Raw genomic sequence first — 12,025 nt, 5'->3', positions numbered from 1 at the left:
CTTTCTTTGCCATAGAAAATACACTCCCCGATTTAATAGAATATTCTCTATCCTCGACAGATTCTCTTCTCAATATACGTCCACCAAAACGCAAACCTGTTCTAATTGCACCTAAGCTATCATAGACTTGTCCCAAATGGAAAAATGGAATTATTGTACGGTGAAAGAGGAGGAACAATCATGAACAATAGTTTGAACGCGATTTTCCGTCCGTCAGGAGACTCCGTAGGCACAAAGGATATAAAAGCTTTAATGGATAAGGTAACGGGTCCAGCAGTGTGCCAGGAAGCTCAGAAAGAGACTGGTAGATCCACGGAAAGGGAAAGTTCTCAGTTCTACCCAAAAGAGGCTCAAGAACGTCGTCAGGCGTCTCAGAAAGCCTCTGTTCGCGTTCGGAAGGAGAGGAAGGACAAGAAGAAGGATATTAAGTTCCCGGTGACTCCAGCACAGCGTGAAGAGCTACGCCGGCTTGCAAAGGACCTTCGCGCCGAGCAGAACGATCCTGGTAAGAAGTACGAGACAATTTCCAATACTAAACTGCTGAAAAAAGCGCTTGATCATTATGCAATTTTTCCGGAGCGGTACCCGCCTCTTTTGTACAAGGATACTCGCCAATATATGCACGCTGAACCGATGCTTGCCGATTTTAGGGTAATCGAAGAATTGTCCCTGAAATGGAACTTATCGCTGCGAAAGACAGTTTATCGCCTGATTATGAACATCATCTATCGGGGGGAGGTGGACAGTGATGCTTATCGAGCGGGGAGATAATGCGATCTCCCAAAAAATTCGCAGGATGTCCGGCGAGGATTCCTGGGCGGATCTGCTCTTTCGCTCGAAACGTCTAGTTTCCTTGAAAGTCCGAGCTGAAGAAATTGACTTCGAACGTGTTGAGGTATTTATCGCGGATATCAACAAGAAGACCCGCGGAGCATTTGCGGAATTCACTGTCGAGCACATGATCTATGTGTTATATGAGGACTTTTTAGTTCAAATCCGGGAGAACTTGAATGAGGAGAAGGTTGACGAGGAAACGGTGACGATGAAGGACACTGTTAATGGCTTACTGCGGATGAGAAACGTGTACTTCCCAAGAAAGAAGGGCGAGACTGCCATTCGAAAAAGGTGGGCGTTAATGGAGATCCGGCTGAAGCGGGAAACCGCACAGAGGGGGAGAGTCTTCCTGTACGATGCGAATACAGTCTTTCCTGAATTTGAAATGAGTCTGGAGGAATTGCTGTCGATTCTCTTTTGTGATTTCGTTTCGCAGCTCCGTCGAGGCAATCAAAAAGACCTGGTTCGGACGTTGATCGACAAGTTTTCATTTCATGATTTTGAATAAGAAAGAAAAAAATATATATATATATATATATATATATTTTTTATTTATTAATATTGTTTTTCTTAAGTTACTTAGTGCTTATTGCTATTGTATTTATTCGGTATCAATTTCTGATAGAGCTATATCAAATAATGATACAGGGGCATAAATTATTGACAGGCGTAAACCACATATAAATAATTTACCCCCCTATATCAATTTTTGACAGGCTTAAATTCTGTGGATAACCCGGGTATCAAATTTTGATATAGGGGGCAAATCGGCGCATATCAAAAACCTATACCCCAGGTGTCAATTTTTGATAGTGGGGGGTTTATATTTTACAGGCCGGGTGTCAGTTATTGATAGGAAAAAGGAGCAAAAAAAAAGGAGCCGAAGGCCCCCTGCTATGTTTATTTAAACTCTGTTTCTTGAAATTTCAATTCATAGAATTGTGGGTCAATTGATTTTACCGATTCGGTTATTAGGGAACCCAGCCGGTCCTGCAGCCATTCCTTTACAAAGCTATTCGGTGTGAAAACAGTAAGAATCCCGTCCCGTTTGATCGCGAAGGTGTCCTTGAACCAGGTATCGAACGTAGCCTTTGCTACCTTTTCCCTTACCTTGTCCAACACAGCACTCCAGCGTGCCTTATCTTCTTCGGTCTGTTCGTCCCTAAGAAGTTTCCGGTTGGCTGCAGTCATCTGCTCGGCATCAAACAGCGATAATTGCTTCGGTTTACGGTGCGCCTTACCCTGTTCTTCGACTTTTTTACGAAACTCGTTATAATCGATAGAAGGATCAAGGTCAATTTGATTTTCGGATGTAGACATGAGCTTTTGCAAATAACGCTCGTGATCATCATGCAGAGTTCTTGGCAACTGATCAATTAACTCCTGAGACAAAAGGGGGACTTTCTTCCGCACCTTAAACAACGGACTTTCATTGTTATTGTCCTTGTCGGCATTCTGGACATTGAACTTGATGATGAAGCTGTATGATTCAAGCAGATCAATATATGTTTTAACTGTATTACGACTCATACGCATTTTTTGCCCGATTAACTCCAAGTTGGGCCAGCAGTAGTCCTTATCTCCATAACAATAGCGCTTCAAGTGACCGTATAGTGCGAGACCCTCCGCCTTGAGGAAATACCCCCAATAGTCAAAGATATAATTATGTATGATCGTGAGGTCGCCATCGCGATAAGGCAGGTTCTGACTGAACTTATCCAAAGATAGTTGTCGGATAACGTCTTCCTCAAAGTACAATCTCTCTAATTCTTCTTCAAAATACGATTGCTGCTTCCCCCGAACCGTCCTATTTTTCGGTGTGCGTTTACCGGTGGGCCGCTCGCGATAATAGAGCAGCTTCGCCGTCCCATCTTTAAGATTCCTTAACTCTGACATAAAAAATCTCCCTTGTCGCCCTACCCAAAAAGGCAATACTCAAGAGAGAGAAGAGGCTTTATTTTTCAAAAACGATGTGCTAAAATGAGCACATATCGAATTTGTTGTAAAGCTTCTACTCTTGATTCATACATTGTCACAACGCTTGGCGGCCGAGGACAATATATGGTGACCCGGTAGGGGCTTTTTTTCATTTTTAGCTTAATTTATGTAGCGTTTTGTTTTCGTTTAACATCATTTACTGGCGGTTGAAAACAAAAAAACACACATGAATTTGTGTGCATTAAAGATAGGTCATGTTCACACACCTAAATAGATGTATGACTCGACCCTACAGCACGCACCTAAATTATACATCACAACTTTTCAAACGGTAAAGGAGATTTTTGGCGAATCTTGCCGAATTAACCAAAACCCTATTGTCAGTGTTGCGGAAAGTCTTAATAATATGCTAAGATAAAGTCAATTACATAGCGGTAGCACGCAGAGTAAACCCCCCTTCTAGGATACCTCCTGGAAGGGGGGTTTTTCTTTTCCGAACCGGCTACCACTTTACCACTACCTATCCAGATGATATAATTTGGTTAATACGATTGATTTATCTAATTTTTCTTTGCTGTCACATTTTCAGCGAAGATGGGGACGCCTACCGGCAATTTAAGCATGTTAATGGACGCTTGAAGGACTGACACTATAAGTCTGTCCTTTTTTTGCTGCCATTTTTGTGAGACGCATTCGATTTTCGAATGCGTCTTTTTTTGTTGGTAATTTAGAAAAGGAGGAATGGTCATGGATCCATGATCAGCTGCAAGAACTGGAGGCAATAAAAATTCAATTTTGGAGGTTGCGAACATGGGGAACAGGAACTATGACCAGAATCCTTACTTGGCGGGTGAGGAAGGTCAGCGTTTGGTGGAAACGGCTAAGGAAAAGAAAAAGCACGCGCACGATGCGATTTTGAAGGTGTACGAGTTGGTTCCTCCGGAGTTCCACAAGCACATTCGTCTGCTTTCGCAAAAGGAAAAACTGATTGACAAGCAGTTCACTCTTACTGAGGAACACAAGGGGTTTGGGCTTCAATCTTACTACGGCAAAACATACGTCGAGACCTTCAAGCCATATTTCGACGTAGAAGGTAGGATTGAGCAGATGATTGCCGTACACAAAGAACATAGCGCGAAGTACACGCTCGATACATACCCGGAGCAGATCAACGATTCTTGGGTGATAACCTGCGAATTCGAAGGACTGAACAAGCTCGGTCAACCGTTCAAAACCAAGGAACGTGCAATTATCGGTTTTGGCGGTTCGGGCGTTGATGCCTCCAATCCGATTGAAAATGCCTCGACAAGTGCTGTCGGACGGGCTTTGTCTCATGGTGGTTACGGCAACATTGGTTCCGGCCTTTCTTCGTTCGAGGACATTTATATTGCGATGTCCCGGCAAAAGGCGCTTGAGAAGCTGCAGAATGAGAGGAAGCCGTCTGGATCGGTAGGCTCTGAAAGCGTCAAAGGGAACAGTGATTCGCAAGGACGTGGAGAGCAGGCGTCAGGACAGACTGGCGGTCAAGGTGTGCATGGGCGAGGTGGGCAGCAAATGCAAGGACGCAGTCAATCTTCGCAAGGAAGCGGACATACGCCCTCTGCCGGCAACCGATCTCAAACTCAGCAGCAACACTCTCAATCGCAGTCCGGTCGTTCTAACGATCAACCGAATGCCGGTAATGGACAGCGTCAGGACAATTCGAAACAGGAGGAACAGGATCTCCATAAAAACAAAACAGTATTAGTCGGCCGATTGATGAAAATGTCGGAGGGATGGCCGCAAGCTGACCTGAAAGCTAAGGTCTCGCAGTGGCTCAACTTCAACTGGAATGGCCGGTTTAATGCGCTCGATGCTGGCCAACTGCGTCTCGTCGAGGAGCACATGAAAGAGGAGATCCGTAATTCACAAGCATCGTAACGACAGGAGGTTGGGGCATGAAGCTTCGCAGAACAAAGCACGCAGGATGGTACGAGGTCATGACGGCCTGCCCCATTTGTGGACATAAGGGATGGTGCCGTATCAATCACGAGCAAACCATCGTCCATTGCATGAGGGTACCGTCCGATGATTATTTCGATTCGGTCATCGGAAGGCAATTCCGTCATTATTTGGATCCTAATGCAGTCCCGCAGACGAAGGTAGAGATTGAAGTGAATAAGGCTGTCGAAAAGAAGCCGGACCACCATCTTAACCGCGTCTACCGTGCCTTGATTAAGGAGCTCCCGCTATCCCCTCAACACTACGAACATTTGCTTAATGACCGTAACTTTGATCCAGATGTGATTCGATTGCGCGAGTACCGCTCTATGCCTACACAGGAGAGGTACAAAATCGCGAAAAGCGTCATCAACCGCTTGAGCGATCAAAGCGACCTGCTTGGCGTCCCCGGCTTCTTTTGCCAGGAGGGACGCTACGGTCCCTATTGGACCATGTCAGGCAGCACGGGACTGATGGTTCCGTTCCGGTCAATCACGAACGAAATAACGGGTTGGCAAATTCGGGTGGACGAGCCCCCTCTTGAATTGGCGATGAAGGGTGCGATTAAGGGAGAAATTCTAGAGGAACTTGAACGAGACGAATCTGGTAAGCGTAGGGCGCGTTGCCAGCTCCAAATCCAGGATAAAAAGCTGCTTGTGGATCTCACCGAAAAAGATAAAAAAGTGTGTAACTCCAAATCCGGTCAATTTGTTTTCAGTATTGAACTGAAGCAGGGGCAGCGGTATTGGTGGTGGAGCAGTGGATCTAAGGATAATGGGGCCTCTATTGGTGGTCCGCTCCCGGTTCATTTTGCATTACCTCATCCGTGCTTGAAGTATTGGCAAGTGGGCCAGACAGCGGATACGATCATGGATTGTTCCGAGGTTTGGGTAACCGAAGGCCCAATCAAAGCTGACAAAGCTGCTGACGGCCTGGTGAAGCCTGTATTCGGCATCCCCGGCGCAGGCGCCTTTTCGCTTTTGCTTCAGCCACTGAAAGAGTTGGGATGCAAACACGTTGTTTTTGCCTATGACGCCGACGTGGTAAAGACCCCGGAAGTTGAAATGGCGCTGGAGCAGTGTGTTGAATTCTTTGCTAGAGAGACGGATATGGCAATTAGCCTTGCCATGTGGGATATCTCCCAAGGCAAGGGCCTAGATGATCTGCTCGATAACAACCTGATCCCGAAAATCTCTACGTTGCTTGAGTAGAGGATGGGTGTTCGTTGACATTAGAGTTGGCAACTTTTCATTAGAGTTGGAAACTAAACATTAATTTAGTTGGTTTTAACGGATCCTGCACGAACTGGAGGCAATTCAAAAATCTCAATTAAAGGTGGTTATTCATTTGTTGAACCGTGTAGTGCTTATTGGAAGATTAACTCGCGACCCGGATATGAAATATACGCCCGCAGGCGTTGCGGTGACGCAATTCACGCTTGCAACGGACCGTCCATTTTCCGGAAGCGAGGGCCGCGAACGCGAAGCAGACTTCATTCCGGTCGTTACGTGGCGCCAGCTCGCCGAGACCTGTGCTAACTACCTTAAGAAAGGCCGTTTGACGGCTGTTGAGGGACGTATCCAAACCCGCCATTACAATAACAGCGAAGGCAAACGTGTCTATGTGACCGAAGTGGTTGCAGACAATGTGCGTTTTCTCGAGTCCCCGAATCAGTCGGGGAACAGTGGCGGCGGTAACGGAGGCGGTGGCCGCAGAGGAAATGGTGGCGGTGATCGCGGAGGTCAAGGTGGGTATGGAGGTAACGAAGGTGATCCGTTCGCGAATGATGGCCGTCCCATCGATATCAACGACGACGACTTGCCATTCTAACTTCATTAGGTAACTAGAGTTAGGGGATTCTTGCTGCTTTAGCAGCGAGTTCCCTTTCTTTTATTCCCGGTCGCGGGGTGGAGTATACGTCTCCCCGCGGCGAAAGGGAGCGCATAAGGAGTTATTGAGATGAAGGACCCGGCGAAACCAGTTTTTCTTGATCTCTTTGAGAATTCGTTCAGCGTTCAAATTCCGGTTATCGAAACGAATCTTGTTACTGACCTGTGGGCGGCTCACCGGAGCATTGTATGCCCTCGGAATCGGATTGAAGGGGAGTACTGCGATGGAGAGATCAAAAAATTCTACCGGAGCGCCCCGCAGATTCTTCGCTGCCCATGCTGCGGTATTTTAATCAACGATAATGGTTTTGAAAAGCTGTATGAGAAAGAGAAGCGGGAGATTGGGCAATAATTCGCTGTACGGCAACGGAATCAGCAACCCGGCATGGGGGTTAAGTAACAGTCCCCCCATGCGAAAGGGGGCTGATAAGGAGACATTCACATGAAGGTAGGGCTTTATTTCTGTTCGTGCGGTGACAGCTATGTGTCGGATTTCCCATACAATGAGGCTCGCTGTCTTTCCTGTGGCGTAGATCTTAAAATCGTCTTGGAGCCGACGATTAAGCAGTTGTCCAAATTGGATGATCGTCAGCTGGAACAACTATGGAAGCTGTTCAGCAAGGTCTCGTTTGATAAGAACGATGAGGGTTTGACGGAGCGGTTTCTAATCTGGATGGAGACCACCAATCGCTTCGCAATCTGGCTGTGGTTCGCCGAGCGTTACTCTGGTGCATTCATCGACCTGCCGGGTAAACTCGTGTGGCAAGAGAAGGGCCGTAAAAGCGAACAGAATTGCGAATGCGGGCATCATATCGCTGCAGGGGAATCGTGCTACTTCAACCAGAAGTACGGCAAGGTTCTCTGCGAAAATTGCGGGAAGCGTGGAATGACGGACATTTGGCTTTTTGAGGGGTACCGGAATCCTTGGATTCGTACCGCAGAAGATCCGCTGTTCACCCGCGAATCTTTTCTGGAAGTGGGCTCTGTCGACGAACTGATCGCGAAATTTCGCCATGGCAACTGGAGCTTGGGAAATGCGTTCGTGTACAAAAATCTCTGTTTCATTCAACAAGTCAATGGCGGGGATGAGTACCTGACCTTGAAGGACTGGTGTGCCTTTGATTCAATTTCCTTCGAGTCGGTTCTACGGCATCATGGCGAGTCTTACACGCGCCAGTACATCAACAAGCTCCTCCGTTACAAGATCGAAGAACGTAATTCGCCGGAATACACGATCGTTGAAGCCTTGATCTAGGAGTATCGTTACTCTTCAAACCTTCTGCGGAAGGGGCCTACTAATTTGCGCCCTTCCCGTAAGGAGGGGCGAAGGGAGCGGATAAGAATGGATGGATATAAAACAGATTGTTTCGATTGCGGGAAACCGGAAGTGTACGGCTCGGAAGAAACCGGTTCAGTTGAGAGCGAGTGCATTTGCGAGAGTAAGCGGGTAACGTGCGACTGCTGCGGACATAACTTTCTCCAAAAGGATATGTCCATGAACAACATGTTCCTCGCACTTTGCAAAGTTTGCGATGGGCCGGAGCTTCACCTAATGGATAATATGGCCGTCTCCAGATTTGATAAAGCGCACCGGCCGGCAGCAATGCTTTGTGTGCAGCCGATCGGGGATAAGCTTCAGCTGACGATGCGCGCCTACCATTTGGGCGTCAGTATTATCTTCCCCGCCATGACAAAACAGGAGATTGGGTTCCGCTGGACGTTCGGATCCAAAGACCCTTCGAAAGAAACGCCGGAATCCGATTTTCTCTTTGACGCTGCTGTGCTCCGCATGTTGGGTGAGTACATCGGCCGGGCCGAACTTATTACCATTCGGCGAGAACTGATTGAACAGAATACCGGGTTGCCGCAAGGCGGAGTACAGGCCGCATGTTGAACTCCCGCAGTCTGGATCTGTTGACATGAAACGAGCATAGGTTCGTCCATTTCCCTCTCCGGAGGGGGCCATTACATTATGCGCCCCTTCCTAGAGGAAGGGGCGAAAGGAGCTTATTCAGATGACCAATTCGCAAAATGTTGTTGTCTGCATCATGCCGCAGGATACTTATGACCTTATTTCTGAAACGCTCGCCGCTGACGCCAGGAGCAAAGCGTTTGATTTTAATCTCCGCGAGGAGATCGGTGAAGCGCAACGCACACTTGCCAGTGGTATGACCACTATGGCTATTCCAGTAGAATCACTGCCGAATAGTCTATTGTCCGACACGTTTACGGCCGTCTACATGAATCTGCTTGCTGGCATCGTTAACAGGGACGGTCTTGATTGGAAGATGGAAGCTGTTGAAGCCATCAAGTGTTCGGCTGCAGAGACGCTGCGCTCGTACTATGGAGTAAACGTTCCGCAGAACGCTAAGGATATGTTACTGGTCGAAGTCTCGAGCATCAAATCAGAAGAGGAATTAAAGAACAAAGGTTTCGTGCAAAAAGGCCCGATAACTACTTGGGATGTATATAAAGGTGTAACGGAGTGGGAAAACGAAGACAACATTAAGGTCTTAACAGGCGATTTCGGTGGTGAGTTCTTCTATTTGGGAGAGAAAACTCCGGAATTGCTGCGTGAAATCGTGGACGATAACCGGCTCTGCAGGCTTTTACGTGAAGCAGAGATCGTCATGCCGGAAGGCAACGACGAAGCAAACATCACCCGGTATACCTGGGTACCGTTTGCGGATGCAACTAAAGAGCTGTTGGCCGAGAATCCGCAGTTACATGTTTTCAACGTGTTGTACGACAGCGGAAATTACCGTATTGTTCAAGGAACGCACAGGACCGATGGATGCACCGGACTAGGGTACATCATTGCCCGGAATCGTGTTGATCTTGGTGGACCAGACGGCATCTTGATCCGTACGGACAGCTCCTACCCACTACAGAACAAGGTTATTACTAGAAAATAGGTGTCCTCATGAAGTAACCCCGCGGTGAAGGGGAATTACCATCTCCTTCACCGATAACGGGGAGAGGAATGAAGGAGAAACAAAATGGATGCAATTGAGACTATATTGTCGTTAATTAAAGATGTGAAGGCTAACCCTGAAGCCTCCCTTATTTTCACCATTATCGGTGGAATACTGGTTTGGCTCTTTAAGAAGAGTGAGTCGGTCCTGGTGGAAAAAGAGAAGACCAAGGAGGCTAAGGAAGCGCAGAAAATTTCCCAGTATTATGAATTAGAGAGTTTCCTGGCCCTCTATTTACAAGATCCAGCTGCAAACCGTGACAAGTTGATTGAAAAACTTGGCTCGGTAGGTGCTGGATTGTCCGAAGCCTTACGAGCAAGAATGACATCATTCTATTTGAACCCTTCGGAACAGGAGGCTCGCGGCTTCCTTTCTGAGCTCCAGGTTGAAATCGGGAATATTAGGGCTAACAACGATTTGGGAATTGAAAATGAACTTCTTTCGACGATTACTGGCCGTGGAATCATATTAACTATGACCCTAATCACAATCCTCGGGTCTTTCGCATTGATGATAGGGTACGTGATGTTAGGCTTTTTTATTATCGGGATACTCACCCTCTACGTTAAAACCGCGAACACAGTTACTGAGGTGTTGTATTACGGGTCCGGAATAATCTCGGTTGGTCTTTCGATAGGATTGTGGAAACTATCCAATCCATTGAGGGGGAGAGGGATTAATTGGCGGATGATGACAATTTCCCTTCTTTCTGTGGTTGATATCATACTGGCCTTATTTCTCCCTTTGTTTCACCCTGCATGGTCGCTTTTACCTTTTGGAATAACGCTGTTACTGGTTTTTTGGTTTTTCCGAATCCGAAGACAAGAAGCAGAAGCTGCGAATCTTTCATAGAACGGCACAACATAATCCAATAGCTGGGAAGATAATTTCGGCGGGCCGGTGGGAAACCACCGGCTCTTCTTTTCTATCAAGCTATTGAAGGTGATAGGATATACATGGTAATATATATGCAATACTAATCAACACAAATTTTCACGGCCGTCACTATTTTCGGCATGTGAAGGAGCGTCCGGCAAAGGACAACAAAATAACGGCACGCATTTTAGCCATGGAGATTTAGATGAAGCATACCACCGGTATGTCTTTTTCTGCTTCTCTGTGGCTTTTTTTGTGTGCAAAAACAAGGAGGAAATTGGTAAATGGCAACAACAAAGGAGAAGCAACTGGACACGATCGCGACGGGTAAGACTGCTTTTAGCATTGAACAGAATGAATTGCTGGATGCTCTGGTGCTTTGCGCCAAGGTTGTCCCGAGATCGAGCTCGATCCCGCTTCTGCAGTGCATCAAGTTCGACCTGAAAAAAGACAGTCTGTTCGTCACCGCGATGGATGCTCCGGCACAGGCGGTCCTACAGGTGTTAAAAGTAACGAACGAAAATGGTGTAGACGGCAGCTACTGCATGAACGCAAAGGAAGTAATCGAGCTGGTGAAGCGGATGCCGGGTGGCAACCTGTCTTTCACACAGCAAGATTCGACGGTTACCGTCACCTACGGCGAACGTGGTCGTGCGAATCTGCAGGTTCTCAGCTCCGAGCAGTATCCGGAGCTTCCAAAGCCGGCAAAGTCGAACTTCCTCTCATGTCCGATTGAAATGCTTCGTAAAGGAGCACATGCGGCAAGGTTTGCTGGAACGGACGAAAAAACGCCTTCAATCTCTTCGGTGTTTCTTCACAACGCGGGAGGTAAGCTGGGGTTCACGGCAACCGACAGGCACCGTATCTATCGGTATATTTCCGATATCGCGATTGAAGAGCCCGAGAGTTTCCAGGATGCTATGATCATGGCCGTCCAGTTCAAGGGGATTATCGATTCGCTTAAGTCGTCTAAGGTGGATCTTGCCATTGCAGAAAGCCATCTTGTGCTGCGGGACAAGAACATCGTCTACTTCGGGCGGCTCACCGACGGAAATTACCCGAACATCCAATTTATCTTCGACCGTAGTCAAGAAGGGACGGCTGTAACGGTATCACGTGCCGAGTTGGATGACACGCTGAATCGTATGCTTTCGCTCAGTGGGGTTGAGAACAACCGTGTCACGCTGGAAGTGAACGAGAACGATGAGTTCACGATCCACTCACAGTCCCAAACGGGAGAGATTTGCGAGGGCTTCCCGGGTGCCAAGGTTGACGAGGGTTTCCCGACGGTCAAATACAATGCACGCTATCTGCGGGATGCACTTCTTGTTGGCGATCGTGAGGTCAAAAACGTCTCTTTGCGGACGGCCGGTATCGGTCAACCGGGTTACATCGAATTTGACGGCGATTCGTCCGTTATTACTGTTGTTAACCAGGTTCGTTAAAGGTTGGTAATTCAGAGCATAACGGACAGGCTGCATTGGGAGCCCTGTCCGTTCATTATTCGGGACATCGGCTACGCCGGCGTCTGAG

General features: G+C 47.4%; 12 protein-coding genes. 11 read left to right on the top strand and 1 reads right to left on the bottom strand.

Going from position 1 to position 12,025, the window contains the following annotated elements:
- The first annotated feature begins 180 nt into the window (after window positions 1–180).
- Entirely contained in the window at window positions 181–771 is a 591-nt protein-coding gene (locus ACFSUF_RS19770) for a hypothetical protein (RefSeq protein ID WP_377605740.1), read from the top strand.
- Window positions 749–1,342: a hypothetical protein gene (locus tag ACFSUF_RS19765; protein WP_377605738.1), complete on the top strand. Its 594-nt coding sequence runs from the start codon at window positions 749–751 to the stop codon at window positions 1,340–1,342. Before ACFSUF_RS19770 ends, ACFSUF_RS19765 begins: the two co-directional genes overlap by 23 nt.
- A 392-nt stretch (window positions 1,343–1,734) precedes the next feature.
- On the opposite strand, the gene ACFSUF_RS19760 is transcribed toward ACFSUF_RS19765, so the two are convergent.
- Window positions 1,735–2,730 (bottom strand): helix-turn-helix domain-containing protein, encoded by a 996-nt coding sequence (locus ACFSUF_RS19760; protein WP_377605735.1) that lies wholly within the window; start codon window positions 2,728–2,730, stop codon window positions 1,735–1,737.
- An 852-nt stretch (window positions 2,731–3,582) separates the two neighbouring features.
- Here ACFSUF_RS19760 and ACFSUF_RS19755 point away from each other — a divergent pair.
- The 9 genes from ACFSUF_RS19755 (at window position 3,583) to ACFSUF_RS19715 (ending at window position 11,937) form a co-directional block, all read left to right on the top strand.
- Window positions 3,583–4,692, top strand: a complete 1,110-nt coding sequence (locus ACFSUF_RS19755) for a hypothetical protein (protein WP_377605733.1) — start codon at window positions 3,583–3,585, stop codon at window positions 4,690–4,692.
- A gap of 17 nt (window positions 4,693–4,709) precedes the next feature.
- A complete protein-coding gene (locus ACFSUF_RS19750; protein ID WP_377605730.1) occupies window positions 4,710–5,963 on the top strand; it encodes a hypothetical protein in 1,254 nt (417 codons plus the stop codon).
- Window positions 5,964–6,099: 136 nt separating this feature from the next.
- On the top strand, window positions 6,100–6,582 hold the full coding sequence (ssb, locus tag ACFSUF_RS19745; protein ID WP_377605728.1) for a single-stranded DNA-binding protein: 483 nt from the start codon (window positions 6,100–6,102) through the stop codon (window positions 6,580–6,582).
- A gap of 129 nt (window positions 6,583–6,711) precedes the next feature.
- Window positions 6,712–6,993 (top strand): hypothetical protein, encoded by a 282-nt coding sequence (locus ACFSUF_RS19740; RefSeq protein ID WP_377605725.1) that lies wholly within the window; start codon window positions 6,712–6,714, stop codon window positions 6,991–6,993.
- A 216-nt stretch (window positions 6,994–7,209) separates the two neighbouring features.
- Window positions 7,210–7,896, top strand: a complete 687-nt coding sequence (locus tag ACFSUF_RS19735; protein ID WP_377605723.1) for a hypothetical protein — start codon at window positions 7,210–7,212, stop codon at window positions 7,894–7,896.
- Between the two features lie 87 nt (window positions 7,897–7,983).
- On the top strand, window positions 7,984–8,535 hold the full coding sequence (locus ACFSUF_RS19730; protein WP_377605722.1) for a hypothetical protein: 552 nt from the start codon (window positions 7,984–7,986) through the stop codon (window positions 8,533–8,535).
- Between the two features lie 121 nt (window positions 8,536–8,656).
- A complete protein-coding gene (locus ACFSUF_RS19725; protein WP_377605720.1) occupies window positions 8,657–9,556 on the top strand; it encodes a hypothetical protein in 900 nt (299 codons plus the stop codon).
- 84 nt (window positions 9,557–9,640) lie between these two features.
- Window positions 9,641–10,468: a hypothetical protein gene (locus ACFSUF_RS19720; RefSeq protein ID WP_377605718.1), complete on the top strand. Its 828-nt coding sequence runs from the start codon at window positions 9,641–9,643 to the stop codon at window positions 10,466–10,468.
- A 308-nt stretch (window positions 10,469–10,776) separates the two neighbouring features.
- A complete protein-coding gene (locus ACFSUF_RS19715) occupies window positions 10,777–11,937 on the top strand; it encodes a DNA polymerase III subunit beta (RefSeq protein WP_377605716.1) in 1,161 nt (386 codons plus the stop codon).
- Window positions 11,938–12,025: the final 88 nt, after the last annotated feature.

The organism is Paenibacillus gansuensis (assembly GCF_042684925.1).
GTDB classification, from domain to species: domain Bacteria; phylum Bacillota; class Bacilli; order Paenibacillales; family DY6; genus Paenibacillus_N; species Paenibacillus_N gansuensis.
Note: the sequence above shows the minus strand (reverse complement) of the source record. Positions and strands in the feature narration are given on the sequence as shown.